Source organism: Methylobacterium sp. J-067 (assembly GCF_022829465.1).
GTDB lineage: Bacteria > Pseudomonadota > Alphaproteobacteria > Rhizobiales > Beijerinckiaceae > Methylobacterium > Methylobacterium litchii.
This window is the reverse complement of sequence record NZ_JAKSXZ010000097.1, coordinates 70,730-96,322: the sequence shown is the minus strand read 5'-3', so window position 1 is coordinate 96,322 and position 25,593 is coordinate 70,730. Positions and strand designations below refer to the sequence as shown.

Sequence of the window (25,593 nt, the reverse complement as noted above, 5' to 3'; positions counted from 1 at the left end):
CCTTCCGCCGACTCGTCCGGAGACTTTACGATGCAAAGCGAAGCGGAGCCCCGCGCCCTGCACGCCGCGATCATCATGGACGGCAATGGCCGCTGGGCGACGGGTCGCGGGCTGCCGCGCATCGCGGGGCACCGGAGGGGCGTCGAGGCGATCCGTCGGACGGCGGAGGCCTGCCCCGATCTCGGCATCGGCACGCTGACCCTCTATGCCTTCTCCGCCGACAACTGGCAGCGCCCGGCCGACGAGGTCGGGGGGCTGATGCGCCTGCTGCGCAGCTACCTGCGCAACGAGACCCAGCGCCTCGCCCGCACCGGCACGCGCCTCAGCGTCGTCGGCCGCCGGGACCGCCTCCCCGCCGGCATCCCCGAGGCCATCGCCTCGGCCGAGGCCGCCACGGCGGAGGGCAAGCGGCTGCACCTGCGGATCTGCGTCGATTACTCGGCGCGGGACGCGATCATCGCGGCGGCGCGGCGCCTCGAAGGCGGCGAGGCGACCCGCGAGAGCTTCGGCGCCATGGTGGCCGGGGAGATGCATGGCTCGCCCGTGGAGGTCGATCTCCTCATCCGCACGGGGGGCGAGAAGCGCCTGTCCGACTTCCTCCTCTGGGAGGCGGCCTATGCCGAACTGCATTTCACCGAGCGGATGTGGCCCGAGTTCGGCCCCGAGGATCTGAGCCTCGCCGTGCAGGACTTCGCGCAGCGGGACCGGCGGTTCGGCGGGCTGAAATCGGCGCGCGTGCCCGTGGCGGCCTGATCCGCCTCGCTTGACGTCGGCGGCGTGAGGCGCAGAGGCTGTTTCCATGAGCCTGCCGCTTGCCCGCCGCCGCATCCTCCTCGTCATCGGGGGAGGCATCGCGGCCTACAAATCCCTCGACCTGATCCGCCGCCTGCGCGAGCGCGGGGCGAACGTGTGCCCCGTGCTGACGGCGGGGGCGCAGGAATTCGTGACGCCGCTGGCCGCCGCCGCCCTGGCCGGCGAGCGGGCCCATACGGACCTGTTCGACCGCGCGAACGAGGCCGAGATCGGCCATATCAAGCTCGCGCGGCAGGCGGATGCGGTGGTGGTGGCGCCCGCCACCGCCGACCTGATGGCGCGGATGGCCGGGGGGCACGCCCCCGACCTCGCCTGCACGATCCTCCTCGCCACGACCCTGCCGATCCTGATCGCCCCGGCAATGAACGTGAAGATGTGGGCGCATCCCGCGACCAAGCGGAACCTCGCGACTCTTCAGGGCGACGGCGTGCGGGTGGTCGGCCCCAATGCCGGCCCGATGGCCGAGCCCGAATCGGGGCCGGGCCGCATGGCCGAGCCCACTGAGATCGCCGACGCGGTCGTGGCGATGCTGGACGCGGCGGCGGGCGAGACACCCGGCCTCGGCTTCCTCGCCGGGCGCCCCGGCCCTACGGCGCCGCGCCCCCTCGCCGGCAAGCGGGTTCTGATCACCTCCGGCCCGACGCACGAGCCCATCGACCCGGTGCGCTACATCGCGAACCGCTCCTCCGGGCGGCAGGGCCATGCCATCGCGGCGGCGGCGGCCGAGGCGGGGGCGGCCGTGACGCTGGTCTCCGGCCCCGTCGCCCTCCCCGATCCGCCGGGGGTGAACGTGGTCCGCGTCGAGACCGCGCGGGAGATGCTGGCCGCCGTGGAGACCGCCCTCCCCGCCGACATCGCGATCTTCGCCGCCGCCGTGGCCGATTGGCGGCCTGAGACCGAGGCGACGTCGAAGAAGATCAAGAAGGACGGCTCCGGCCCCGCGCCCCTGGCGCTTGCGGAGAACCCGGACATCCTCGCCACCATCGCCCACCGGAGGGAGGGGCGGCCGGGCCTCGTGGTCGGCTTCGCGGCCGAGACCGACTTGGTGCTCGACCATGCCCGCGCGAAGATCGCCCGGAAGGGCTGCGATCTCATCGTCGCCAACGATGTCTCGGCCGAGGGCGGGGTGATGGGCGGCGCGGAGAACGCCGTCCATTTGATTTCGCGCGACGGCGGCGTCGAATCGTGGCCGCGCGCCGCGAAGGAGGAGGTCGCCCGCCGGCTGGTGGCGCGCCTCGCGGAGTGGGCAGGACGCTGAGATCAGGCCGCTTCGAGGAAGACGAAATCCGCTTCGGCCGGCTCCGTGTCGAGGGCCGCCGTCAGTTGCGCGAGCAGGACTGCGATGGCGTCGGGGAAGAGCACCGGGTGTTCCAGCCCGAAGGCCGTATCCAGCGCGGGCATAATGCTCGTGAGGATCGAGTGCCGCGGCCGGTCCGGCGTGGGGCCGGCGGTGACGAGGGCGGGAAGAGCCCGAAAGGCCAGCATGGCGTGTGGTGATCCGGTGGGACGCGCTTCATCAGGAGCGCACGGTCAAGCTGCGCCCCGCCGGTTGAACGGCGGCTGAAGGGAATCCTTTCGGAAAGGTTATCCCCAGGTCGCGTTAACCGTGCGGGCCGGGGGGATTTCGTCGCCCGCATTGCGTCGCGCCATCCCCCGGCTCTAGAAGCCCCCCGAAGGCCGGTGGTTCGCAACCGGCCCAGGGAGGATCGATGACCCGCCTGTCCCTCGTCGCCGGAGCCGCAGTGATCGCCATGACCGCATCAGCCAACGCCGCCGAAACCGTCACCACGCCGACCGGTCTCAAGTATCAGGACGAGGTCGTGGGCACCGGCCCGCAGCCGAAGGCCGGCCAGCAGGTCACCGTGCAGTACACGGGCTGGCTCGACGAGGGCGGCAAGAAGGGGAAGAAGTTCGATTCCTCCCGCGACCGCAACCAGCCCTTCTCCTTCACCATCGGCGCCGGCCAGGTGATCCAGGGCTGGGACCAGGGCGTGATGACCATGAAGACGGGCGGCAAGCGCACCCTCATCATCCCGCCGGAGCTGGGCTACGGCGCCCGTGGCGCGGGCGGTGTCATCCCCCCGAACGCCACGCTGATCTTCGACGTCGAGCTGCTCGGCGCCAAGTAAGGCGTGAGGGCTGCGCGGGCGTAGGGAACGCGTTTCAATGCTGTTCGCGCAGCTGTCCGACGACCTCTTCCGGCCCCTGGCCTTGCCGAGCCGCGCCTTCAACGCGGCTTTGCTCCTCCACCTGCACCGACGCGTTCTCGGCGCCGAGCCGGTGCGCAAGGCCGAGCTTCTGGCCGAGATCGGTGATTTCACCGCCGGCTGGAGCGAGCCCGACGTCCATGGCGACGAGTCCGTGCCGCCGGATCCGGTCGAGCGCCGGGCCGTGCCCTATCGGCGCCTGCTCGATGCCGGCTGGCTGATCGAGCGTCGCGAGCGCTACGTCCCCGTGGTCGAGTTCGACCCGGAGGCGCGCCTTCTCCTTGAAGAATTGTCCCGCCTCGAACGGGGCGAGACGCGCTCCTATGGCGGCGCCGTGCTCGACGTGCTCGGCGGACTCGAATCCGCCCTGGCCGATCCGATGAACCGCTCGGAATCCCTGGCTAACGCCGCCCGCGCGGCGGACGGCTTCCTCGCCCATGTCCGCGGCCTCGCGGCGGGGATGCGCAAGGTCGAGGAACGCATCCTGCGCGAGCCCGATCGGGCGGCCTCGTTCCGGCTGTTCTTCGAGGAATTCGTGGAGCGGCATCTGATCCGCGATTACCGGACGCTCCACACCCGCTACAATCCGTTCCGCTTCCGGGCGAGCGTCGTGCGTCTCGCGCACCGGGCGTTGGGCGATGCGCTCGGCGTGCGCGCCCTGGCTGAGGGCGCCGTGCGCGAAGGCCGCGCGGCCGACCTCACGGCGGGCGAGCGGACGGTGCGCGCCGACCTCGCGCAGATCCTCATCGTGTTCGAGGGTGTCGACAGCCATCTCGACGCCGTGGACGCGGTGGTGGTGCGGCTGGAGCGCCGGATCGGCGCCACCCTGCGCTACGCCGAGGCGCCCGACCCCGGCACCGTCGAGCGCATCGCCGCGCTTCTGCAGGTGGTGGGCGAGGAGGACGACGCGCCCGACGTGCCCGCCGATCTCTCGCTCCTGCGCCCGCCCATCGGCGAGGCGCATCTGCAATCGCCCCGCGCCCGGCGGGCCGAGATCTTCATTGAGGCTCTACCCGACCTTGACGTGGACCCGGCGGTGGACGCCTTCGCCGCCGCCAAGGCCGATTTCCGCCGCCGGGTGACGGTGACGCCCGAGCGGATGCGCGCCTTCGTGGAAGCCCGGCTGGCGCGCGGCAAGGCGCTGCGCGGCTCCGGCCTGACCATCGCGGACGTAGACGATTTCGTCGTGTTCCAACGCCTGCGGGAGATCGACCTGCTGTTCGAGGGGCAATTGGCCGACACCTACGCCGTGACGCATCTCACCGAACGGCTGGCCAACGGCTGGCTGGATTGCCCGGACTTCGTGGTGGAGCGGCGCAACCGGAGCGGCGCCCGTGCTTGAGCCGTTCCGCGCCATCATCGACGGCGACGAGCCCCCTCCCCCCGGCTCCCGCGCGCCCGACGCCGAGGAGCTGATCCGCGCCCTTCAGGTGATGCTGAAGGCGCAAGTGATCTACGCCGACACGCCGGGGATCGGCCGCGCCTACGAACTCGCGCGCCACTACGCACCGTTCTTCACCGACTATTTCGCCTGCCTCGGCTACGCGTTCACGGTCGCCCACCGCGACCAGATGGTGTCCCTCAGCCCGGCGGCGGATGCCCCCCGTTACGACATCGCGGGGGAGCGCCTGCGCAAGGACGAGACGCTGGTCCTGCTGGCGCTTCGCCTTCTCTACGAGGAAGGCCTGCGCGATGCCCGGGTCGGCACAGACGGCATCGTCGAATGCACCACGGACGAGATCGTCGAGAAGATCCGCACGGCCGCCCGCAACGACCCGCCCGACGAGGGGCGCCTCGGCGAGATCCTGCGCCTGTTCGCCCGGCGCGGCGGGCTGAAACTCGGCGAGCGCGACCGGATCGAGCGCGTCACGCCCCTCGCCCTCCTCCCCGGCCTGACGGTGATCGCCTCCGACGCGTGGATGGAGCGCTTGCGGGGCTGGGCCGACGCGCGTGGGTGAGTCGCCTCAGGCGGCTTCCGGCTCGCTTCGCTCGGCTGGCTGAACGCTCAACCGGAACCCCAATGCGTTCAGCACGCTCATCACCGTTTCGAGTTGCGGGTTGCCGCCCTCCGAGAGGGACCGGTACAGTTGCGCGCGGGACCGGCCGGCAGCTTCCGCCACCTCCGTCATGCCCTTCGCCCGCGCCACCACGCCAAGCGCATGGGCGAGGAGCGCGGGATCATTCTCTTCGAGCACGGCATCGAGATAGGCCGCGATATGCTCCGGCGTGCGCAGGTGTTCCGCGCTGTCGTAGGGGTGCGTTTCAACCGGCATCGTCACACCTCCCTCGCAAGGTCTTTCGCCTGGGCGATGTCCCGCTCCTGGCTGGACTTGTCCCCGCCGCACAGGAGCACGATCACCTCGCTCCCGCGCTGGACGAAATAGACGCGGTAGCCCGGCCCGTAATCGATCCGCATCTCGCGCACGCCCTTGCCGACCGCCTTCACGTCGCCGGGATTGCCGAGCGCCAACCGGTCGAGACGCATCGCGATCCGCGCGAGCGCCCGCACATCGCGAAGCCCGTCGAGCCAGCGTTGGAACGCAACTGTCCGGCGGATCGTCAGCACACCCTAATGTCGTCCATAAACGACAAAATGTCGAGTGGTTCCCCCGAATGCTATCCCTTGCGTCTCGGCGCGACTCCGGCCAACTGGTCCGGCTCCCCAAGCCGCCCGGCGGACTCCATCCTTTGTATCTCCTGACCGATATCGCGATCTCCAACTGGTATCTGATCCGCCGGGAGCAGATCAGGATCCGGGGGGCGGCTGCCCTCGTGGGGCCGACCGGCGCGGGCAAGTCGACCATCTTCGACGCCGTGGGCACGGTGCTGGCCGGCAACAACGCGAGCCGCCTCGCCCTCAACGCCTCGGCCTCGGGCCGCAGCGCGCGGACGGTGCGCGACTATTGCCTCGGCTGGATCAGTGACCCCGCGGAGGGCGGGCGGCCAACGCGGGAGTCCTGCGAGACGATCCTCGCCCTGACCTTCGAGAACCCCTCCTCCGGGCGGATCGTCACCGCCGGCCTCGCCCTGGCGGCGCGGGCGGACGAGTCGAAGGAGAGCGTGCTCTCCCGTTTCATCGCGGTCGGGCACCGCTTCGCCATCTCGGATTACGCCCGCGCGAACGAGGCCGGCACCTTCACGGCGCCCTGGTCCGAGATCGCCGCCGACCTGAAGGCCAAGGCCGAGAGCTTCACCGAGTACCGCACCTCCGGCGAGCGCTTCACCGCCGACCTCCTCGCGACCCTGCGCGAGGGGGCGCCCGCGCCCGAGCCGCGCCACTTTCTGCGCAGCTTCGCCAACGCGGTGGCGTTCAAGCCGATCTTCGACACCAGCGCCTTCGTCCGCGCCTTCGTGCTCGACCCCGAGCCCCTGAACGTCGACCGGGTCCGCCAGTCCATCGCCACCTGGAAGTCGCTCCTCGATACCTTGGGCGAGTTGGAGGCGCGGCTGATCCGGCTGAAGCGCCTGCGCGACCGGTACGAGGCGTGGGGCGAGGCGGTCGTCGCCTCGGCCGAACACGAGTTGCGGGCGGCGGTGGCGGAACTCCGCCGTCGCACCCTCGACCTCACCGCCGTGCGCGAGAAGCTACGCGAGGGCGCCGACACGTTGCGCGTCGCCCGCGAGCGCGTCGCCGACAGCCGCGGCTTCGTGCGCGACATCGACCGCGAGATCGCGGAGAAGAAGGCGCTGAAGGCCGGACAGGCGATGGGCGAGCGGCTCACCGCCGCCGATCTCGGCCTCTCCATGCTGGAGCGCGACCGCAAGGACTTCGCCGGCCGCGTCGGCGATCTCGTCTCCCTCGCCGGGCAGATGGCGCGGCTGCAATCCGTGGCGCCCGTGCTGCGGCCGGTGGCGCCGCAGGCGGCTCGCCTCGCCGAGGCCTGCGCCCGCGCGAGCCTGCGCAAGGACACCCCGCCGGACGAGATCCTGCGCTCGGACGGGCCCCTCGCCGAACTGATCGAGGGCCTGGCACGCCTCGCCCCCTTCGACGAGGCGCTGGAACGGGCTGCCGAGGACGCCGCCCTCAAGGCCCGCAGCGCCGAGGCCGAGGCCGAGCGCACCGCCCCGCGTCCCGGCGCGGGCACGGGCGCGCGCTTGTCCTCGGACACGCTGGCCTTCCGCGCCGAACTGGAGCGCAAGGGCATCGAAGCGGTCGCGATCTGCGAGCGGGCCGAGATCGTGGACCCGACCTGGGGCCCGGCCATCGAGGCGCTGCTCGGCCGCGCCCGCGAGGCGCTGATCGTGGAGCCCGACCGGCTGGAGGAGGCGTTCGGCGTCCTGCAGGCGGGACGCGACCGTTTCCACCGCTGCATCCTCGTGAAGACCACCGACACGGCCCGCCAGCGCGCGCGATACGACGACGATGGCGCCATGTCGGTCGTCGAATCGAGCGACCCCCATGCCCGCGCCTTCCTCGGCGTGCGGATCGGCGGCTACGACCTCGCCCGCAACGACGCCGAGTTGGCGCGGCTCTCCCGCGCCGTGGCGCCGAGCGGTCGCACGACGGCCGGAATGGCCTATTCGGTGACGCGCAGCGTCGATCTGATGATGACGCGCGGCCATCGCGGCCCGACGCCGGAGAGCCGCCGCGTCCATGAAAACGCGGTCGCCGCGGCGCGGCGCCTGCGCGGCGAGGCGGCGGTGCTGCGCGAGGCGGCGCGCACGGCGGCGGCGATCCGCGCGCGGATCGAGCGCGGCCTCGACGACATCGACACCCTGCGCGGGGAACTCGACGGGCTCGACGGCCGCCGCCGGTCCCTGCAGACCGAGCGCGCCGAGATCGTGAAGCGCGACACCGGCGGGCTCGACGCGGAGATCGCGGCGCTGAACGCGGAGCGCGTGGCCTACCTGCGCGAACTCTCCGAGGATCTGGAGCCAAAGCTCGACCGGATGCTCGCCGACGAGGCTGCGCTGAAGGCCCGCGTGGGCACGATGCGCGAGGCGGCCCGTGCCGCCTTCGCCGCAAGGCGCGGGGCGCTGCGGCAATGCGCGGGCGGCGATGCCGCGCGGGTTCGCGTGGCGCGGATGGAGGTGTTCGACCCGACCATCGTCGCCGCCGCACGCAAGGCACTGTCGGGGCTCGATCCGAAGAGCGCCGGGGCGCTCGCCGCAGCCGAGCGCAGCCGGTCCCGCGAGGCGGCCGAGGCGGCGCGCTCCCATGGTCGCGTGGCCGAGCGCGAACTCGCCGAGGCCTGCGCGACATGGCGAATCGAGAATCCGCTGCGGGCCGGCGACGTGCCGGCCATCGAGGGGTTCGCCTGGGTGCGGCGGGAATATGAGGCGGTGGAGGGCCACGAGCTGCGCCGCTACCGCGATCAGGCGGCCCGCGCCGAGGCCGAGATGCGCCGGCTGATGACGGAGGATCTGCTGGCCCGCCTCGCGGACCGGTTCGAGCGCGTCCATACGCGGCTGGCGGCCCTGAACGAGCGCCTGTCCGCCCGCTCCTTCACCGGCCAGACCTACGCCTTCGAGGCGGCGGTGGACCGGCGGTATGCGGCGGTCCACGCCCTGGCGGTGGAGGCCGCGCGCTCGCCGGAGGCGGCGCAAGCGCTGCTAACGGGGGAAGTCGAGGGGCCGATGGCCTCGGCGCTCGCGGAGATCACGGCGCTGATCGCGGGCGAGGAGGATGCGAACCGGCTCGCCGATTACCGCAACTACTTCGTCTACGAGATCGGGATGAAGGACAAGGCGGGCAACCGGACGACGATGTCGGCCCGCGCCCTGCGGGGCTCCGGCGGCGAGGCGCAGGCGCCGTTCTACGTGGCCATCGCGGCGTCGCTGGCGAGCGCCTACTACCCCGGCGACCGGCCGGGCTCGGAGCATTCGGGGCTGGGCCTTTGCCTGCTGGACGAGGCGTTCTCGAAGCTCGACGTGCGCAATTCCCAGGCGCTGGTCGATCTCTATCGGGCGTGGGGGCTGCAATTGCTGATCGCGGCGCCGGAGGACAAGCGCACCACCCTCACCGAGGTGATGGACACCATCGTCACGGTCTACAAGAGCCCGGACCTCACCGCCGTCCGGATCGAATCCGAGCATCCGCTCGAGGCCGCGCGGCGGGCGCTTCAGGCGATCAACCCCGACCACCGGGGGATCGAGGGCTTCCGCCGGCAGGACGCCGCGGAATAGCCCGGGAGGGTGCGGGGTGGGCTGTCTCGCCATCCCCGCAATCCCCGATGATCAGTTCAGGTAGGTGCGAATCCAGTTCGGGGAGAGAATCTCGCCCTCCTCGGTGATGATCCAGGGCTGCTTGGCCGGATCGGTCAGGGCGCCCGCAGCGGCGGCAATCGCCTCGCGCAGGGTGCCGTACCGCTCGGGTTGCGCGAGCGGAGCGCTCGCCGGAGCCGTGCGCCAGATCGTCAGATCGGCAGGGCGTTCGAGAGCTTCGGTTTCCATGGTGACGAACTCTTCCTTCGAGAAACGCCGACTTCGGAGTCGGACGCTGTCCCGCCGTAGACCCGGGCGGGCCAGCAGCAGTATGATGGCGGCAGATACAAGCTTCTGTGAGGCAGCTTTGAGATCAATTCGCGCCGCTTTTCCGGTCGGCTCCACCTTCGCGGCGGAGATGTGGCCGCTTTAGATGGCCGCGACTGGATTTGGGGACGAATTCACTGCACTGCACTTATGATGATTGTCACACCCGAAACATGACCATTCCGTTAGCTGCCCCGACGCGGCGGAGGTGGCTGTAGCCGAACCGCATCGGCACATGGGGACTTGTTGACGCTTCGAAGCTGAACGCCCACTTAAGGCCGCGCTCACCCGCCGTTCCCTCGTCCATCGCCTCGGAGAAATACGTGCCGGACCGCACCCGACGCCTCGTGCTCGCGCTGGTCCTGCTGCTGCTCGGACTGGCGGTGGTGCAACCTTACGTCACACCTTTGCTGTACTCGGCCAGCACGCCCCGCCTCATCGCGGCCCGGGGCGACCTCGCCGGGTCGGAGCAGACGACCATCGCCCTGTTCGAGCGGGCGAGCCCCTCGGTGGTCCACGTCTTCGCCCAATCCGCCGCGCAGGATCGCGGGCTCCTCGACATCGAGAACGAGGACGAGGGCCAGGGCGGCGGCACGCAGACCGGCACCGGCTTCGTCTGGGACGGCGCGGGCCATGTCGTCACCAACACCCATGTGGTGCAGGCCGCCGCGCAATCGGGCGGCTCGGTGTCGGTGCGGCTCAGTTCGGGCGACGTGGTGCCCGCCACCCTCGTCGGCATGGCGCCGTCCTACGACCTCGCCGTGCTGCAGCTCGGGCGCACCGCGCACCTGCCGCCGCCGTTGGCCATCGGCACCTCGGCCGATCTGAAGGTCGGCCAGTCGACCTTCGCCATCGGCAATCCGTTTGGCCTGGACCACACGCTCACGACCGGCGTCATCAGCGCCGTGCGCCGCCGGATGCCGACGAGCGAGGGGCGCGAGGTCTCGGGGGTGATCCAGACGGATGCCGCCATCAACCCCGGCAATTCCGGCGGCCCGTTGCTCGATTCGGCCGGGCGGCTGATCGGCGTGAACACGGCCATCGTCTCGCCCTCCGGCGCCAGCGCCGGGATCGGCTTCGCGATTCCGGTCGATGTCGTGAACCGGGTCGTGCCGGAGCTGATCCGCGCCGGCCGGGTGCGCAACCCCGGCATCGGCATCATCGCCGGGCAGGAGGCGACCGCCGCGCGGCTCGGGATCGACGGGGTGGTGGTCCTGCGGGTGCTGCGCGGTTCGCCCGCCGCCCAGGCCGGCATCCGGGGCGTCGATGCCCAGACCGGCACGGTCGGCGACGTCATCGTCTCGGCCGGCGGGCGCGACGTGCATCGTCTGGCGGATCTCACGGCCGCTATCGCCGAGGCCGGTATCGGCGCGAGCGTGGAACTCGGCATCCTGCGAGACGGCCGGCTGCGGCAGGTCCGCGTCGGCACGACGGACGTGGCGGAGAACCGGCAATGATGCGCGCCCTCCCGATGATCTCCGCCTTGCCGGACCCGGTGTAGGCCGCCGATGCTCCTGTTGCTCGGACTGATCGGCTGCGGCGTGCTTTGGTGGCTCTCGCAGCAGAAGGGCGGGTTCGGCGCGGCACTGGCCGTCTTCCCGCGCCATCTCCTCGCGGGCTGGGCGGCGCTGGCCGCCGCCGGCTTCTTCATGCTCCACGGCAACCTGTTGATCGCCGCCCTGTTTGGGATCGCCGGCCTGTGGAGCCTGGAAGGGCCGGAGGGGATCGGGCGGCGGTTCCGCGCCCTCGTCCCGAAACGGCAGGCGTCGGGGCGCAGCGTCCGCACCCGGCTCGTCGCAATCGTCGTTTACCCGGACGGCACCTTCGCCGGAGGGCGCGTGCGCTCCGGCCCGCTCGGCGGGGCGCGGCTCGACGCCCTCGATCTGACGACGCTGGTGCGGCTCCTCCGCCTCTGCAAGCTGGAGGACGCGGAGGGCGCGACGATCCTAGAGGCTTATCTCGACCGCCGGGCGCCCGGATGGCGTGTAGACGCTGAGCGTGATCGCGACGCGGGGCCGGGCGGACCGGCGAAGCCAGGGGCGATGTCTCAGGAGGAGGCGTACCAGATCCTGGGGCTTGAGCGCGGGGCGCCCGCTCAGGAGATCCGGACGGCCCACCGGACGCTGATGAAGCGCGCCCACCCCGACCAGGGGGGAAGCGCCGAGGGGGCGGCGCGGCTCAACGCGGCCCGGGATCGATTGCTGAACCGACATCGCTGAACTCCACGCGCGTTGCCAGGTTGCGTCACACGGCCCGGCCCCTTCACGGAGCCAGCGTTGCGTCGGAAATGATGCTGAACGAAATGTCTTGAAGGGCCGTTTCCGAGGGCCCATCAGCTACGCGTGGCGAAGCAACTGAAGCCGCTGCGCTTGAGCGCCACGCAGGCATCCTGCGCCGTCTCCTGCTCGGCGAAGCCCGAGAACCGGGCGCGGTAGAGCGTGGCGCCGCCATGCTCGACCTTTACCGTGTAGGGCGCCGCCTTCGAGAGGCTGCCGCCGACCTTGGCGCGGGCCTGGGCGAGCATGCTGCGTGCCTTGTCCTCGTCGTCCATCGCGCCGAGCTGGATCACCCAGGCGCTGGGCGTCACCTTGGGGCCGACGAGGGGCTTCGGCGGCTCGTCGCGCTCGTTCGAGCCGACGCGGGCGACGATCTTGCCGCTGTTCGGGAAGGCCGGCTGGGCGGCCTGCGCCGCATAGGCCTGGGCGGCCTTCGGCAGGGCCTGGAGGCGACCGCCGCCGGGCGTCGTCGTGCGGGACGGGGAGATGTCCAGCGGCTCGCCCGTGGAATTCGTGGTCTCGACGTCCTCGTCCTCGGCCGAGGCGATCTGGGTGCGGGTGCGCGACACGGCGTCGGCGACCACGGCCGGGCGGGCGCGTTCGGCGACCTCCACGACCGGCGGCGCGGTGCGGGCGCCGGCATAGGCCACCGGCAGGTTGGCACGCACGAGCTTGGCCATGATCTGGTCGCGGCTGGCGCCGGAGCGGCCGCCGAGCACGATGGCGACGATCTGGTGCCCGTCGGACTTCGCCGCCGTCATCAGGTTGAAGCCGGAATCGCGGGTGTACCCGGTCTTGATGCCGTCCACGCCCTCGACGTTGCCGAGCAGATGGTTGTGGTTGCCGATGACCCGGCCGCGGAAGGCAAAGGAGCGGGTCTGGAAGTAGCGGTAGTAGCGCGGGAAGCGGTCCTGGATCGCACGGGCGAGGATCGTCAGGTCGCGGGCGGTGGTGAGCTGGTCCGGGTCGGGCAGGCCGGAGGCGTTGGCGTAGTGCGTGCGGCTCATGCCGAGCGCATGGGCCTTCGCCGTCATCATCTCGGCGAAGCGCTCCTCCGAGCCGGCGATGTTCTCGCCGATGGCGCAGGCCACGTCGTTCGCGGACTTGGTGACGATCGCCTTGATCGCGTCCTCGACGGAGATCGTCTGGCCGGGGCGCAGGCCGAGCTTCGACGGCGCCTGGGCGGCCGCGTGGGGCGTCATGGTCAGTTCGGAATCGAGGGCGTACTTGCCACGCTCCATCTGCTCGAAAAGCATGTAGAGCGTCATCACCTTGGTGATCGAGGCCGGATGGCGCAGCGCGTCCTCGTTGACGGCATGGAGCGTCTTGCCGGTCTTGGCGTCGACGACCATCGCCGCGTAGGGCGGATTGTATCCGCCGCCCGTGGCGTGCTTGGCATGGGCGGCGTGCCGGTGGTGGCGGCCGCGCCGCGCGTCGGCGGGTGAGGTGAGCGACGTCAGGACCGCTACCGCGACCAGCGCGGCCGGAACCGCGCGGGCCGTCAGGCCGGGAACTACTACCATACGCATGCGCCCGAACGCCCTTGCCGTGCCGGTTCCGCACCGGCCCCCGCCCCTCTCAAGGACGCCCGTCGTGGTGGTACGTCCGCATCCCCAGAACCATGCGGCGGCGCGGTTACGGGCGGGTTAATCGGATTGACGGTGAACGCTTTTCTTGCAGGCCCCCGGGCCGCTTGCCGGTGACTTGACGGTGCCGTGGGCGGCGCACAAACTCGAATGCCGCCCGACGCACAGGAACGCCGCCGTGGCCGGCTCGCCGGAAGGAGGCGCACGATGCAGCAGCCCTTCGCCACCCCCTCGGTGGGCGCCACCGCCCTGCGGGGCACCGGGGCGGCGGTCCGCACGGCGCAGATCATCGGGCTGGAATGGCTCGATCTCGGCAAGCAGAGCTACGACGATTTGGTGGCCACGGCCGGGCGCCTGGCCGCCTGCCGCAACCCCGGCGAGGCGCTGACGCTGCAGGGAGACCTCGTCCAGCGCATGACCGGACGGGCGCTAGCCCGCTCGGTGGTGCTGAGCGACCAGGTCACCGCCTTGTTCGGCCATCTCCTGCGCCCGGCGGGGCCACGGCGCCTCCCGTGACACCGACGCCGCCAGCGGACGTGTTTCGCCGCACCCCAAGGGCCTGCGCACCGGTACGGACGACCCTATCTGCGGACACGAGCGCGCAGGCGTCTGGCGAAGTCGGCTCACGGTCTGTAGATTGGATGTCACGCGACGAAGGTTCGGTCGGACAGCGCCGATTCCACCGATCGCCGGAGAGCTTCGGGGGACGGTCTGGCCTGCCGCAAGGGATCGGTTCGACGGATATGACACGGGTCCCGATGATGGGAACGGAGCAAGTGCGGACGGCGTTCGCGATCACGGCCACGGGTTCACGGGAGCCGGGGGGCGATGACCGCTCGAACACCGCCATCATCACCCGCACCAAGCCGCGCACGAAGCGGCCAAGCCTTTACCGCGTCCTTCTCCTCAACGACGACTACACCCCGATGGAATTCGTGGTGCTCGTCGTGGAGCGGTTCTTCAACAAGAACCACGAAGACGCGTACCGGATCATGATGCATGTTCACCAGAACGGCGTCGGTGAGTGCGGGGTGTTCACCTACGAGGTCGCGGAGACCAAGGTGACGCAGGTCATGGACTTTGCCCGCAAGCACCAACATCCTCTCCAGTGCGTTATGGAAAAGAAATAGGCGCCGCTCGCGGTAGGCACGAAGGACAGAGGCCCGCTTTGCCAAGCTTCTCACGCAGCCTAGAACAAGCCCTTCACCGGGCGCTCGCCCTGGCCGGCGAACGCCGCCACGAATACGCGACGCTCGAACATCTGCTTCTCGCCCTGGTGGACGACCAGGACGCAGCCGCCGTGATGCGGGCCTGCAACGTCGAGATCGACACGCTGCGGCGCAGCCTCGTCGAATACGTCGACACCGAACTCTCGAACCTGACCGGCGACGGACGCCAGGACGCCAAGCCCACGGCCGGCTTCCAGCGGGTGATCCAGCGGGCGGTGATCCACGTCCAATCGTCGGGACGCGAGGAAGTGACCGGCGCGAACGTGCTCGTGGCGATCTTCGCCGAGCGCGAGAGCCACGCCGCCTACTTCCTGCAGGAGCAGGACATGACCCGTTACGACGCGGTCAACTACATCAGCCACGGCATCGCCAAGCGCCCCGGCGCCAGCGACTCGAAGCCGGTGCGCGGGGCGGAGGACGAAGGTCCGGCCGAGCGTCCGAGCGACGAGGGCGAGCCGCGCGGCACCAAGAAGAAGGGCGACGCGCTGGACGCCTACTGCGTCAACCTCAACAAGAAGGCCCGCGACGGCAAGATCGACCCGCTGATCGGCCGCCACGCCGAGGTGGAGCGGACGATCCAGGTTCTCTGCCGCCGCCAGAAGAACAACCCGCTGCTGGTGGGCGACCCCGGCGTCGGCAAGACCGCCATCGCGGAAGGCCTCGCTCGCAAGATCATCCAGCACGAGGTGCCGGAGGTTCTGGCCGAGGCGACGGTGTTCTCCCTCGATATGGGCACGCTGCTCGCCGGCACCCGCTACCGGGGCGACTTCGAGGAGCGCCTTAAGCAGGTGATGAAGGAGATCGAGGCGCACCCGAACGCCATCATGTTCATCGACGAGATCCACACGGTGATCGGCGCCGGTGCGACCTCCGGCGGCGCGATGGATGCCTCGAACCTGCTGAAGCCGGCCCTGGCCTCGGGGACGCTGCGCTGCATCGGCTCGACCACCTACAAGGAGTACCGCCAGTACTTCGAGAAGGACCGCGCCCTGGTGCGCCGCTTCCAGAAGATCGACGTCAACGAGCCGTCGATCCCGGACGCGATCGAGATCGTGAAGGGTCTGCGCCCGTATTTCGAGGAGTTCCACAAGCTCAAGTACACGAGCGACGCCGTAAAGGCGGCGGTGGAGCTGTCGGCCCGCTACATCAACGACCGCAAGCTGCCGGACAAGGCGATCGACGTGATCGACGAGACCGGTGCCTCGCAGATGCTGGTGCCGGAGGCCCGCCGCAAGCGGACCATCGGCGTCAAGGAGATCGAGGCGACCATCGCCACGATGGCCCGCATCCCGCCGAAGACCGTCTCCAAGGACGACGCGGTGGTTCTCCAGAACCTGACCGAGAGCCTGAAGCGGGTCGTCTACGGCCAGACCGGTGCGATCGACGCGCTGACCTCGGCGATCAAGCTCGCCCGTGCCGGCCTGCGCGATCCGGACAAGCCCATCGGCTCGTACCTGTTCGCGGGTCCAACCGGCGTCGGCAAGACCGAGGCGGCCAAGCAATTGGCGGCGTCTCTCGGCGTCGAGATGCTGCGCTTCGACATGTCGGAATACATGGAGCGGCACACCGTCTCGCGGCTGATCGGTGCGCCTCCCGGCTATGTCGGCTTCGATCAGGGCGGCCTGCTCACCGATGGCATCGACCAGCATCCGCATTGCGTGCTGCTGCTCGATGAGATCGAGAAGGCCCACCCGGACCTGTTCAACATCCTGTTGCAGGTGATGGACCACGGCAAGCTGACCGACCACAACGGCAAGCAGGTCGATTTCCGCAACGTCATCATCATCATGACGTCGAACGCGGGCGCCTCGGATCTCGCGAAGTCGGCCTATGGCTTTACGCAGAGCAAGCGCACGGGTGACGACGTGGAGGCGATCAACCGCCTGTTCGCGCCGGAATTCCGCAACCGTCTCGATGCGATCATCTCGTTCGGCCACCTGCCGAAGGAGGTCGTGGCCAAGGTGGTGGACAAGTTCGTGCTTCAGCTCGAAGCCCAGCTCGCCGACCGCAACGTCACCATCGAGCTGTCGGACGAGGCTCGCGACTGGCTCGTGGAGCATGGCTACGACGACGCGATGGGCGCCCGGCCCATGGCCCGCCTGATCCAGTCCACGATCAAGACGCCGCTCGCCGACGAGGTGCTGTTCGGCCGGCTGAAGGATGGCGGCGCCGTGAAGGTCGTCGTCCGCAAGCCGGAGGACGAGGAGGCCAAGGCCGGCGAGAAGGACTCGCTGACCTTCGAGTTCCCGGCGGGTCCGGCCATGCCGAAGCCCGAGAAGGACGTCGCCAACGCGGCCAAGCGCAAGCGCGCCAAGCCCCGGTCGGTGACGCGGAAGAAGTCGCCCAAGGACAACAAGGGCGGCGGCGGCGGTTCGGGTGGCGGCGTGAAGACCGTGCCCAAAGTGCCGCTCGTTCGGGCGTGATGATCGGCCGACCAGGGCACGGGCTTCCGGTCGGCGATCACCCGGTCTATGACCCCCGCGACGCGCATGCGCCGCGGGGAGGAGGCGCCCGATGACTGATGACCTGCGGGAAGGCCCCCTCTCGACGGTGCCGCATACTGCTCCTGCCCAGAAGCAAAAGCCTTCCGGCCGGGAATTACGTCGCCAGCGCCGCCGTCGTCGGCGCCGGGGCGAAGAGATGCTGGCCTGGGTGCTGGTGCCGCTGATCTGCTTCGGACTCTACTGGAGCGTCACGGCCGGGTTCGAGTTCATGGGAACCTCGCCGGGCCAGGTCTGGGACCAGCTGATGCAGGTCAAGGCGATGATGGAAAAGCGGCGCACCTGACGCGGTTCGGCCCGCGCCGCCCGAGGCCGGAGCCGACACCATGATCACGCGCCGCGCCACCCTCGGCTTGCTCGCCGCCCTGCCCGCGACCGTGCGGGCGGCTTCCGGCCCGGTCGCCATCGTCGGCGCGGGCGCGGCGGGCCTTGCGGCCGCCGAAGCGCTGCGGCAGGCAGGACGCGCCTTCATCCTCCTTGAAGCCCGCGACCGGATCGGTGGGCGCGCCCATACCGACCATACGCTCGGCGCCGAAGCGCGGTTCGACGCGGGCGCGCAATACATCCACTGGGCCGAACGGAACCCCTGGGCGGCCATCGCCCGGCAGGAGGGCGCGCGGTTCAACGATGAGGACGGCTGGGCGCGCACCCTGTTCATCGACGGGCGGCCCGCGACCGAGGCGGAGCGCGCCCGCCGCCGCGCCGGCTTCGCGGGGCTCGATGCCATCCTCGCCCCCAAGGGCGCGGACATGTCCCTCGCCGACGAGGCGAAGCTCGCCGGCCCCGACGCCGAGGCGGCGACCTCCGGCTTGAGCCGCCTGTCCCTCGGGGAGGATCCGGGGCGCGTGTCGGCTGCCGATTATGACCGTCTGTGGTCGGGCACTGACCTGTGGGTCGATGGCTACGGCGATCTCGTCGCGACCCATTTCGCCCATCTGCCGGTGCGCTTGAACTGCGCGGTCCTCGGTATCGATTGGTCGGGGGCGGGCGTGCGCCTGCGGACGGCATCGGGCACCCTCGATGCGGCGGCGGCCCTCGTCACGGTGCCGGTCGGCGTGCTGAAGGATGGCGGGATCGCCTTCACCCCCGCCCTGCCCCCGCCGACGCAAGCAGCCCTCGATGGCCTCTCGATGGGCGCTTACTCGAAGGTCGCCCTGCGCCTCGATCCCAAGCGGATCGATCCGAAGGCCGTCGGCGATGCGGTGAGCGTCGCCCGCGACGGGCCGACGATCTACTTCGAGATGGGGCCGTTCGGGCGGCCCGTGGCCGTGGCCAATCTCGGCGGCGACCTGTCCCGCGACCTCTGCCGCGCGGGCGAGACGGCCGCCGTGGCGCTCGCCACCGAACGCCTTGCGGCGATCCTCGGGAGCAATGCATCGGGGGCGGTGACGGGCGGCCGGCTCGCGGGATGGTGGACCGACCCCTACGCGCGCGGCTCCTACTCCATCGCGGCACCAGACCATGCCGGCGCCCGCGATGCCTTGCACGCGCCCGTCGCCGAGCGCGTCTACTTCGCGGGCGAAGCCTTGGCCGGGGGCGGCTCCATGACGGTCGGCGGCGCGACCCTCGATGGCGAGCGCGTCGCCCGCGACATCCTCAAGCGGCTCCCGGCCTGAGCTTCAGTCCCGCCGCAGGACGTGGACGCTGAACAAAGCCTCGGGATCGGTCCAGACCGTCACCGACTGCCAGCCGGCACGGGCGGCGAGGTCCTTGAAGCTGTCGAGCGTGTACTTGTAACTGTTCTCGGTGTGGATCGTCTCGCCCGCGCGGAAGGCGAAGGTCTCGCCGCCGATCCGCACGTTCTGGTCCTTGCGGGATTCGAGATGCATCTCGATCCGCGAGGCGTTCGGGTTGAACACGGCCTTGTGGCGGAACGCATCGAGGTCGAAATCGCCGCCGAGCTCGTGGTTGATCCGCTTCAACAGGTTCATGTTGAACGCGGCGGTCACGCCGGCGGCGTCGTCATAGGCGGCTTCCAGACGGGCCGTATCCTTCACGAGATCGACGCCGAGGATCAGCAGCGCGTCCGGCCCGAGGATCGCGCCGAAGCTGTCAAGCAGGGCACGGGCCTCCTCCGGCTCGAAATTCCCGACCGTCGAGCCGGGGAAGAAGCCGGCGCGGGGCGCCATGCCGGTCGTCTCCGGCAGGGCGAACGGCTTGGTGAAGTCGGCCACGACGGGTTCGACCGTCAGGTCGGGAAAATCCTTTTGCAGCGTCGTCGCCTGCTCGGCCAGGAACTCGCCGGAGACATCCACTGGCACGTAGGCTGCGAGGTCGGGCAGGTGGTTCAGGAGCCGCCGGAGCTTCGCGGTCGAGCCGCTACCGAACTCCACGAGCGCGGCCTGCTTCGGCAGGTAGGCGGCGATCTCGTCGCCACGGGCGTCGAGGATGCCGACTTCGGTGCGGGTCGGGTAATATTCAGGCAGGGCGGTAATCTGCTCGAACAGCTCCGAGCCGGCGGCGTCGTAGAAGTATTTGGGCGAGAGCGTCTTCTGCGGCGTCGACAGGCCGGCGTGGACGTCGGCCAGGAAGACGGAGTCGGCCGCGACGGACTCGGGGAAGGTCGGATGGACGGTCACGGCGAACTCCGGGGCACGAACGGGAGGGTCGGGCGCCGCCGCGAGGGGCGGCGCGCCGTTCAGGACAGCGGCTCGGCCAGACGCAGGCCGGTGAACTGCCAACGCTGGTGGGGGTAGAAGAAGTTGCGATAGGTGGGCCGCGCGTGCCCCTGCGGTGTCGCAACCGACGAGCCGCGCAGCACGAACTGGTTCGACATGAACTTGCCGTTGTACTCACCGAGCGCGCCCGGCAGCGGCCGGTAGCCGGGATAGGCAAGGTAGGCGCTGCGGGTCCATTGCCAGACGAGACCGTAGGCGTCGGGCAGGTCGCCGTTGCGGGCGGCCACCTCCCATTCGAACTCGGTCGGCAGGACCCTGCCCGCCCAGCGGGCGTAGGCGTCCGCCTCGTAGTAGCTCACATGGGTGACGGGGGCGTCGGGATCGACCGCCTTCGGCCCGGCGAGGCTGGCCTGGACCCAGCCGCCCTCGTGCCGACGCCAGTAGCCGGGGGCTTCCCAGCCCTGGGCTTGGCCGGCGTACCACCCGTCCGACAACCAGAGGTCCTGGCGGGCATAGCCGCCGTCTTCCATGAAGGCGAGCCAGTCGCGGTTGCTCACCAAGGCCCTGTCGATCCGCATGGGTAGGATCAGGCTCTCGTGCCGGGGCGATTCGTTGTCGTAGGAGAAGCCCTCGCCCTCGTGGCCGATGGCGGTGATGCCGTGCTCCAGGGTCACGGCGCCGGCCTCCGACGCAGCGTCGGGGAAGCGCCACGACGGATCGTAGACCGGATCGAGGGGGTTCTGCGCGAAGGCATGGAGGATGTCGGTCCAGAGCAGTTCCTGATGCTGCTGCTCGTGGAACAGGCCGATCTCCAAAATCGGCAGGATGTCGGCGAGGGCCTTCTCCATCGCCTGGCCGAGCAAGGCCTCGACGGCGCGGTCCACATGCGCCCGGTAGCCCGCGACCTCGTCGCAGGTCGGGCGGGTGATGAGCCCGCGCTGGGTGCGCGGCTGGCGCGGGCCGGCGGCCACGTAATATGAGTTGAACAGGTAATGCAGGCGCGGATCGTGGATCGCGTAGCCCGGCAGATGCTCGGCGAGCAGGAACTGCTCGAAGAACCACGTCACATGCGCCCGGTGCCACTTGGTCGGGCTGGCATCCTCCATGGACTGGATCTGCTGGTCTTCCGGCGAGAGCGGCGCGGCCCGCCGCTCCGTCTCCGCTCGCACCGTCCGGTAGGCGTCGATCCAGGCTTGCCGGTCGATGGGCCGGGCGCCGACAGTCGGCGGCGTGAAGGCCGGGCGGGGGGCGCCTTGCCGGTCGTCCCTGGGCAGTGCGGCGGTGGCAGCCATGCAGATCCTTCCCTCTCGGTGACGTTCCGAAGGAGAGTTTTCCCGCCCGGAGGCGTGCCGGGGCACATAGTCCCGCAATCTGACGGTGCAACGGTAGCGCGGCGATTGTGTTCAGCTTGACGATGGCAACCGGTGGATTGACGGGATGGCGGGCCTTTCTCTCGCCGTTTTGAGACGGCTTTAACCACCGAACCGGATGGTCGGTATCCGTTCAGAGGGGAGCAGTGAGCCTTGCGATGTGGATCGACCTGATGGCCGGTGCCGGATTGTCCCTCGCCCCGGTCGGCGTAGCGCCGGAGCCGACGATCCTCGTGTTCGATTCCGGGCTCGGCGGGCTCACCGTGCTCGATGCCGTGCGGCGGGCACGCCCCGATGCGCGCTACGTCTACGCCGCCGACGACGCGGCCTTCCCTTACGGACGCCTGTCGGAAGCCGACCTCGTCGCGCGGGTCCTCGACGTGATGGGCCAACTCATCGCGGCGCATCGGCCCGACCTCGTGGTCATCGCCTGCAACACCGCCTCGACGCTGGTCCTGCCCGCTTTGCGGCAGCGCTTCACGACGCCCTTCGTCGGCGTGGTGCCGCCGATCAAGCCGGCGGCGGCGACGACCCGCAGCGGCCTCATCACCCTGCTGGCGACGCCCGGCACGGTGGCGCGCTCCTACACCCGCGACCTCATCGCGACCTACGCGTCCGCCTGCGCCGTGACCCTGGTGGGCTCGCGCAACCTCGCGGCCTTCGCCGAGGCCGAGATGGCGGGCACGCCCGTCGATGATGCGACGTTGCTCGCCGAAATCGCGCCCTGCTTCGTGAGCGCCGAGGATGGGCGGCGGACGGATGTCGTCTGCCTCGCCTGCACCCATTATCCGCTGCTGCTGCCGCGCCTGCGCGCCCTCGCCCCCTGGCCGGTGACGTGGATCGACCCCGCCCCGGCCATCGCCCGGCGGGTGGTGCAACTGCTCGGGCAGGGCTCCCGCGCCGAGACGCACGGCGTGCTCGCGGCCTTCACCGCCGGCACCAGCCTGACCGCGCCGCTGCGCGACAGCCTCACGCTCCGCGGCGTCAATGAAGTGACAGTGGAATCCATTCCGCTGCGTATGCAGTAAGGCCTTGAGGCCTATTAAATCTTAACGGTGTTTTAGGAAGGCCACGGTCACGCTCCCATCGGTGGGGAGGGGCGTGGCATGCTCGAACATCGCGGCGGATTGGCCGGTCAGGACCGGGCGCCGGGAGCCGCCGAGCGCTTCCTGTCAAAGGCCGTGGCGCATCGCGAGGCGGGCCGTCTCGACAAGGCGCGCCGCAATATCGGCCGCGTCCTCGACATGGCCCCCGACCATGCGAACGCCCGCTACGAACTCGGCCTGCTCGTCAGCCGCACCGAGGGTGCCTCCGCCGCGATCCCGCATTTCGCCGCCGCCCTGAAGGGCGCGCAGACCAACACCGCCTGCTGGCTCGCCCTGATCGGCGCCCTCCTCGAAGCCCAGCGGCTGCCGGAGGCCAGGGCCATCGCCGAGCGGTTCCGCGCGGCGGGCCTCGCGTCCGTGTCGCCGAAGGCCGTGGCCGTGCTCGTCGATCGGGCCGTCGCCCTCGGCCGGAGCTGCTACGATCAGCAGGACTTCGTGCGGGCCGAAGCCTATCTCGACCTCGCCATCGCCCTCGACGACACGCACCCGGACGCGACCTTCCTGGCCGGCGCCGTCGCCGCCCGGACGAACCGGCTGCAGATGGCGTACGATCTCATCAGCATCGCCATCTACCGCACCCCCGACCGCGCCCTGTACTTCGCCGGCCTCGGCTCCCTGATGATGCTGATGGAGGACGAGGGCGGCACCCGTTCCGCCCTGGAGAAGGCCCTCGAACTCGATCCGAACCTCGCCATCGCGCATTCGAACCTCGCCGGGTTCCTGCACAAGCGCTCCAGCTACGCCGAGGCGATGCACCACGCCGACCGCGCCGTGGCGATCGACGCCACTTGTTCCGGGGCGCATGTGAACCGCGGGCTCATCCTGAAGAGCCTCGGGCGGCTGCACGATTCCATCGCGGCCATGGATACGGCGATCGCCCTCGCCCCGCGCGACATCGATGCCCATTCGAACCGGCTCTTCACCAAGCTCTATGCGGGCGACATCCCGGCCACGGAATATGCTGCCGACGCGCGGGCCTTCGGCAAGCTCTTCGCGGACCCCTTGCTGCGCAAGCGCCCCTTCACCCATGACCGCGACCCGAACCGGCGGCTGAAGGTGGGCTTCGTCTCGGGCGACCTCTGCGCCCACGCGGTGGCCCGCTTCCTCGAACCCTTCCTCGAATGCTTCGACCGCGAGGCGTTCGAGACGTACGCCTACATGACCCGTGCGGCCGAGGACGGGCTGTCGCTGCGGATGAAGCCGCTGTTCGACCAGTGGCTCAACATCTCCGGCATCCCCGACGACGCGGCCGCCGACCGGATCGAGGCCGACCGGATCGACATCCTCGTGGACCTCTCCGGCCACAGCGCCGGACACCGCCTGCAGGTCTTCGCCCGCAAGCCCGCCCCGGTTCAGGTGACGTGGATGGGCCATCCCGCCACGACCGGACTCTCGGCCATCGATTACCGCCTCACCGACGATGTGCAGGACGGCGAGGGCTGCGATGCCCTCCACACCGAGGCCCTGTGGCGCCTGCCCCGCGTATCGGCCACCTACCGCCTCGCCGACGACACGCCGCCCGTGCGCAAGCGGCCCCCTTGCGCGGAGAACGGCTTCGTCACGTTCGGCGTGATGAACCGCTTCGAGAAGGTGAGCGATGCCGCGCTCCAGACCTGGGGGCGCATCCTCGCCGCGATCCCCGATGCGCGGCTGTTCATGGTGGTGGGCGACGTCAACACGCCGGAAGTCCGCCAGCAGGTGGACGAGCGGCTGGGCCGCGCCGGGATCGACCTCGACCGGGTGATCCTGCAACCGCGCGTGACGAGCGGCTATTTCGAGCTCTACCACCAGATCGACATCGCCCTCGATCCGTTCCCCTATAACGGCGGCACGACGAGCTGTGACACGCTCAGCATGGGCGTGCCCTTCGTGACCCTGTGCGGCGCCACCGCCCCCGAACGGGCCGGCGCCGTGGTGCTCGGCTCGGTGGAACTCGATGAGCTCGTGGCGACCTCGCAGGACGCGTATGTCGCGACGGCCGTCACCCTCGCCACCGACCGGGAGCGCCTAGCCCGCACCCGCGAGGGCCTGCGCGAGCGTTTCTTCGCCGGCCCGATGACGGACCACGCCCGCCTCGCCGGCGAGGTCGGGAAGGCGTTCCGGGCCATGTGGACCCGTTGGGCGACAGGTGAGCCATGCGCGCGCGGCTGAAGTCTCCGACCGAGGGCGGCGTCAGCCGCAAGCGAAAGGCGGAGGGGGCCGGCGGCCCCTCCCCACTCCTCGACGACGCCCTGGCGGAACGCCTCGCCGCCGCCGCCCGCGATCCCGCGCTGCTGCGCGCGGAGCCCGCGCCCCAGGCGGCCGGGCCGATCTACGTCACCAAGCCCTTCCTCCCGCCCTACGCCGAATTCGAGCCGATGCTGCGGGCGATCTGGGACCGCAAGGTCCTGACCAACGGCGGCCCGTACCACCACGAGTTCGAGGCGCGACTCGCCGAACATCTCGGCGTGGCGCATGTCGCGCTGTTCAACAACGCGACGACCGCCCTCATCATGGCCCTGCGCGCGCTGGGCCTGTCGTCGGGCGAGGTCATCACCACCCCCTACTCCTTCGTGGCGACCTCCCACGCGCTGATGTGGACCGGGCTGAGACCCGTCTTCGCCGACATCGACCCCGTGACCCTGAACCTCGACCCGAAGGCGGTCGAAGCGGCGGTGACGCCCCGAACCCGCGCGATCCTGCCGGTCCATTGCTACGGCCACCCTTGCGACGTCGACGGTCTCGCGGCGGTCGCCGAGCGGCATGGGCTGAAGGTCGTCTACGACGCCGCCCATGCCTTCGGGGTGCGCGATGCCGGCGGCTCGGTGCTGCGGCACGGCGACCTCTCCGTGCTGAGCTTCCACGCCACCAAGGTGTTCAACACCTTCGAGGGCGGCGCCATCGTCTGCCCCGACGCGGCGCGCAAGGAGCAGATCGATAAGCTCAAGAACTTCGGCCACGACGGCGAGACCAGCGTGATCGAGGTCGGCCTCAACGGCAAGATGAGCGAGTTCAACGCCGCCCTCGGCCTGCTGCAATTGCACTACATCGATTCCGTCATCGACCGGCGCGGAGCCATCGATGCGGCCTACCGGGCCGGGCTCGCCGGCATTCCCGGCATCGCCTGCCTCAATTGCGCGGGCGAGGTGCGGGCCAACTACTCGTATTTCCCGATCCTCGTCGGGCCGGATTACCCCATCGCCCGCGATGCCCTGTGGGAGATCCTGAAGCGGGAGGGCATCCACACCCGCCGCTACTTCCACCCGCTGATCTCGGACCATCCGATGTATGCCGGCCTGCCGAGCGCCGGCCGCGCCGGGCTGCCCATCGCGGCACGGGCCGCCGACCGCATCCTCTGCCTGCCGATCTACCCCGACCTCGAACCGGAGGTGGTCGCCAGGACCGTCGCCCGCATCGCCGACCCCTTGCGGACCTGA

General features: G+C 70.4%; 23 protein-coding genes. 16 read left to right on the top strand and 7 right to left on the bottom strand.

The window, feature by feature from the left end:
• Positions 1-30 precede the first annotated feature (30 nt).
• Both MKK52_RS11375 and coaBC read left to right on the top strand, forming a co-directional pair.
• Positions 31-753, top strand: a complete 723-nt coding sequence (locus MKK52_RS11375) for a di-trans,poly-cis-decaprenylcistransferase (RefSeq protein ID WP_243953952.1) — start codon at positions 31-33, stop codon at positions 751-753.
• Between the two features lie 46 nt (positions 754-799).
• Positions 800-2,071 carry a bifunctional phosphopantothenoylcysteine decarboxylase/phosphopantothenate--cysteine ligase CoaBC gene (gene coaBC / locus MKK52_RS11370; RefSeq protein ID WP_243953950.1) on the top strand — a complete coding sequence of 424 codons (1,272 nt, stop codon included), beginning with the start codon at positions 800-802 and terminating at the stop codon, positions 2,069-2,071.
• 2 nt (positions 2,072-2,073) lie between these two features.
• Here coaBC and MKK52_RS11365 read toward each other — a convergent pair whose 3' ends face one another.
• On the bottom strand, positions 2,074-2,298 hold the full coding sequence (locus MKK52_RS11365) for a hypothetical protein (protein WP_243953948.1): 225 nt from the start codon (positions 2,296-2,298) through the stop codon (positions 2,074-2,076).
• A 224-nt stretch (positions 2,299-2,522) separates the two neighbouring features.
• Here MKK52_RS11365 and MKK52_RS11360 point away from each other — a divergent pair, with 224 nt between their 5' ends.
• The 3 genes from MKK52_RS11360 to MKK52_RS11350 are packed head-to-tail and all read left to right on the top strand — an operon-like array spanning position 2,523 to position 4,978.
• On the top strand, positions 2,523-2,942 hold the full coding sequence (locus MKK52_RS11360; RefSeq protein WP_279597773.1) for an FKBP-type peptidyl-prolyl cis-trans isomerase: 420 nt from the start codon (positions 2,523-2,525) through the stop codon (positions 2,940-2,942).
• Positions 2,943-2,979: 37 nt separating this feature from the next.
• Positions 2,980-4,362, top strand: a complete 1,383-nt coding sequence (locus MKK52_RS11355) for a Wadjet anti-phage system protein JetA family protein (RefSeq protein ID WP_243953946.1) — start codon at positions 2,980-2,982, stop codon at positions 4,360-4,362.
• Positions 4,355-4,978, top strand: a complete 624-nt coding sequence (locus MKK52_RS11350) for a DUF4194 domain-containing protein (RefSeq protein WP_243953944.1) — start codon at positions 4,355-4,357, stop codon at positions 4,976-4,978. Before MKK52_RS11355 ends, MKK52_RS11350 begins: the two co-directional genes overlap by 8 nt.
• 6 nt (positions 4,979-4,984) lie before the next feature.
• On the opposite strand, the gene MKK52_RS11345 is transcribed toward MKK52_RS11350, so the two are convergent.
• Together MKK52_RS11345 and MKK52_RS11340 are read right to left on the bottom strand one after the other, a co-directional pair.
• Positions 4,985-5,293: an addiction module antidote protein gene (locus MKK52_RS11345; RefSeq protein ID WP_243953943.1), complete on the bottom strand. Its 309-nt coding sequence runs from the start codon at positions 5,291-5,293 to the stop codon at positions 4,985-4,987.
• Positions 5,294-5,295: 2 nt separating this feature from the next.
• On the bottom strand, positions 5,296-5,586 hold the full coding sequence (locus MKK52_RS11340; RefSeq protein ID WP_243953942.1) for a type II toxin-antitoxin system RelE/ParE family toxin: 291 nt from the start codon (positions 5,584-5,586) through the stop codon (positions 5,296-5,298).
• A 122-nt stretch (positions 5,587-5,708) separates the two neighbouring features.
• Between MKK52_RS11340 and MKK52_RS11335 the strand changes: the two genes are divergently transcribed.
• On the top strand, positions 5,709-9,146 hold the full coding sequence (locus tag MKK52_RS11335; RefSeq protein WP_243953941.1) for an SbcC/MukB-like Walker B domain-containing protein: 3,438 nt from the start codon (positions 5,709-5,711) through the stop codon (positions 9,144-9,146).
• 51 nt (positions 9,147-9,197) lie between these two features.
• Here MKK52_RS11335 and MKK52_RS11330 read toward each other — a convergent pair whose 3' ends face one another.
• The gene (locus tag MKK52_RS11330) at positions 9,198-9,413 is read right to left on the bottom strand and encodes a hypothetical protein (RefSeq protein WP_147909957.1); all 216 of its coding nucleotides are present in this window, start codon (positions 9,411-9,413) and stop codon (positions 9,198-9,200) included.
• Positions 9,414-9,814: 401 nt separating this feature from the next.
• On the opposite strand from MKK52_RS11330, the gene MKK52_RS11325 reads away from it, so the two are divergent.
• Positions 9,815-10,948 (top strand): S1C family serine protease, encoded by a 1,134-nt coding sequence (locus MKK52_RS11325; protein WP_243953940.1) that lies wholly within the window; start codon positions 9,815-9,817, stop codon positions 10,946-10,948.
• A 51-nt stretch (positions 10,949-10,999) separates the two neighbouring features.
• Positions 11,000-11,710, top strand: coding sequence for a J domain-containing protein (locus MKK52_RS11320; RefSeq protein WP_243953939.1), 711 nt, complete (start codon positions 11,000-11,002; stop codon positions 11,708-11,710).
• Between the two features lie 113 nt (positions 11,711-11,823).
• Here the strand turns inward: MKK52_RS11320 and MKK52_RS11315 are convergent, their stop codons facing one another.
• Entirely contained in the window at positions 11,824-13,296 is a 1,473-nt protein-coding gene (locus MKK52_RS11315) for a D-alanyl-D-alanine carboxypeptidase (RefSeq protein ID WP_243953938.1), read from the bottom strand.
• A gap of 264 nt (positions 13,297-13,560) precedes the next feature.
• Between MKK52_RS11315 and MKK52_RS11310 the strand changes: the two genes are divergently transcribed.
• From MKK52_RS11310 to MKK52_RS11290, 5 genes are all read left to right on the top strand, one after another.
• Positions 13,561-13,869 carry a phasin family protein gene (locus MKK52_RS11310; protein WP_243953937.1) on the top strand — a complete coding sequence of 103 codons (309 nt, stop codon included), beginning with the start codon at positions 13,561-13,563 and terminating at the stop codon, positions 13,867-13,869.
• Positions 13,870-14,096: 227 nt separating this feature from the next.
• Positions 14,097-14,483, top strand: coding sequence for an ATP-dependent Clp protease adapter ClpS (clpS, locus tag MKK52_RS11305; RefSeq protein ID WP_409564659.1), 387 nt, complete (start codon positions 14,097-14,099; stop codon positions 14,481-14,483).
• Between the two features lie 38 nt (positions 14,484-14,521).
• Entirely contained in the window at positions 14,522-17,005 is a 2,484-nt protein-coding gene (gene clpA / locus MKK52_RS11300) for an ATP-dependent Clp protease ATP-binding subunit ClpA (protein WP_243953935.1), read from the top strand.
• A gap of 91 nt (positions 17,006-17,096) precedes the next feature.
• Entirely contained in the window at positions 17,097-17,369 is a 273-nt protein-coding gene (locus MKK52_RS11295) for a hypothetical protein (RefSeq protein WP_243953934.1), read from the top strand.
• 40 nt (positions 17,370-17,409) lie between these two features.
• A complete protein-coding gene (locus MKK52_RS11290; protein ID WP_243953932.1) occupies positions 17,410-18,699 on the top strand; it encodes a flavin monoamine oxidase family protein in 1,290 nt (429 codons plus the stop codon).
• Positions 18,700-18,702: 3 nt separating this feature from the next.
• Here MKK52_RS11290 and egtD read toward each other — a convergent pair whose 3' ends face one another.
• Both egtD and egtB read right to left on the bottom strand, forming a co-directional pair.
• A complete protein-coding gene (gene egtD, locus MKK52_RS11285; RefSeq protein WP_243953931.1) occupies positions 18,703-19,662 on the bottom strand; it encodes an L-histidine N(alpha)-methyltransferase in 960 nt (319 codons plus the stop codon).
• 59 nt (positions 19,663-19,721) lie between these two features.
• A complete protein-coding gene (gene egtB, locus MKK52_RS11280; RefSeq protein ID WP_243953929.1) occupies positions 19,722-20,993 on the bottom strand; it encodes an ergothioneine biosynthesis protein EgtB in 1,272 nt (423 codons plus the stop codon).
• 236 nt (positions 20,994-21,229) lie between these two features.
• On the opposite strand from egtB, the gene murI reads away from it, so the two are divergent.
• The 3 genes from murI to MKK52_RS11265 all read left to right on the top strand — a co-directional run bounded on the left by murI (position 21,230) and on the right by MKK52_RS11265 (position 25,593).
• Positions 21,230-22,099, top strand: a complete 870-nt coding sequence (gene murI / locus MKK52_RS11275; protein ID WP_243954105.1) for a glutamate racemase — start codon at positions 21,230-21,232, stop codon at positions 22,097-22,099.
• A 78-nt stretch (positions 22,100-22,177) separates the two neighbouring features.
• Positions 22,178-24,328: a tetratricopeptide repeat protein gene (locus MKK52_RS11270; RefSeq protein WP_243953927.1), complete on the top strand. Its 2,151-nt coding sequence runs from the start codon at positions 22,178-22,180 to the stop codon at positions 24,326-24,328.
• Entirely contained in the window at positions 24,313-25,593 is a 1,281-nt protein-coding gene (locus MKK52_RS11265; protein WP_243953925.1) for a DegT/DnrJ/EryC1/StrS family aminotransferase, read from the top strand. Before MKK52_RS11270 ends, MKK52_RS11265 begins: the two co-directional genes overlap by 16 nt.

Excerpts from the sequence above, each read along its gene's own strand:
- MKK52_RS11375 (WP_243953952.1), top strand. The coding sequence starts at position 31 with ATGCAAAGCGAAGCGGAGCCCCGCGCCCTGCACGCCGCGATCATCATG.
- coaBC (WP_243953950.1), top strand. The coding sequence starts at position 800 with ATGAGCCTGCCGCTTGCCCGCCGCCGCATCCTCCTCGTCATCGGGGGA.
- MKK52_RS11365 (WP_243953948.1), bottom strand. The coding sequence starts at position 2,298 with ATGCTGGCCTTTCGGGCTCTTCCCGCCCTCGTCACCGCCGGCCCCACG.
- MKK52_RS11360 (WP_279597773.1), top strand. The coding sequence starts at position 2,523 with ATGACCCGCCTGTCCCTCGTCGCCGGAGCCGCAGTGATCGCCATGACC.
- MKK52_RS11355 (WP_243953946.1), top strand. The coding sequence starts at position 2,980 with ATGCTGTTCGCGCAGCTGTCCGACGACCTCTTCCGGCCCCTGGCCTTG.
- MKK52_RS11345 (WP_243953943.1), bottom strand. The coding sequence starts at position 5,293 with ATGCCGGTTGAAACGCACCCCTACGACAGCGCGGAACACCTGCGCACG.
- MKK52_RS11330 (WP_147909957.1), bottom strand. The coding sequence starts at position 9,413 with ATGGAAACCGAAGCTCTCGAACGCCCTGCCGATCTGACGATCTGGCGC.
- MKK52_RS11320 (WP_243953939.1), top strand. The coding sequence starts at position 11,000 with ATGCTCCTGTTGCTCGGACTGATCGGCTGCGGCGTGCTTTGGTGGCTC.
- MKK52_RS11315 (WP_243953938.1), bottom strand. The coding sequence starts at position 13,296 with ATGCGTATGGTAGTAGTTCCCGGCCTGACGGCCCGCGCGGTTCCGGCC.
- MKK52_RS11310 (WP_243953937.1), top strand. The coding sequence starts at position 13,561 with ATGCAGCAGCCCTTCGCCACCCCCTCGGTGGGCGCCACCGCCCTGCGG.
- clpS (WP_409564659.1), top strand. The coding sequence starts at position 14,097 with ATGACACGGGTCCCGATGATGGGAACGGAGCAAGTGCGGACGGCGTTC.
- MKK52_RS11295 (WP_243953934.1), top strand. The coding sequence starts at position 17,097 with ATGACTGATGACCTGCGGGAAGGCCCCCTCTCGACGGTGCCGCATACT.
- MKK52_RS11290 (WP_243953932.1), top strand. The coding sequence starts at position 17,410 with ATGATCACGCGCCGCGCCACCCTCGGCTTGCTCGCCGCCCTGCCCGCG.
- egtB (WP_243953929.1), bottom strand. The coding sequence starts at position 20,993 with ATGGCTGCCACCGCCGCACTGCCCAGGGACGACCGGCAAGGCGCCCCC.
- murI (WP_243954105.1), top strand. The coding sequence starts at position 21,230 with ATGTGGATCGACCTGATGGCCGGTGCCGGATTGTCCCTCGCCCCGGTC.
- MKK52_RS11270 (WP_243953927.1), top strand. The coding sequence starts at position 22,178 with ATGCTCGAACATCGCGGCGGATTGGCCGGTCAGGACCGGGCGCCGGGA.
- MKK52_RS11265 (WP_243953925.1), top strand. The coding sequence starts at position 24,313 with ATGCGCGCGCGGCTGAAGTCTCCGACCGAGGGCGGCGTCAGCCGCAAG.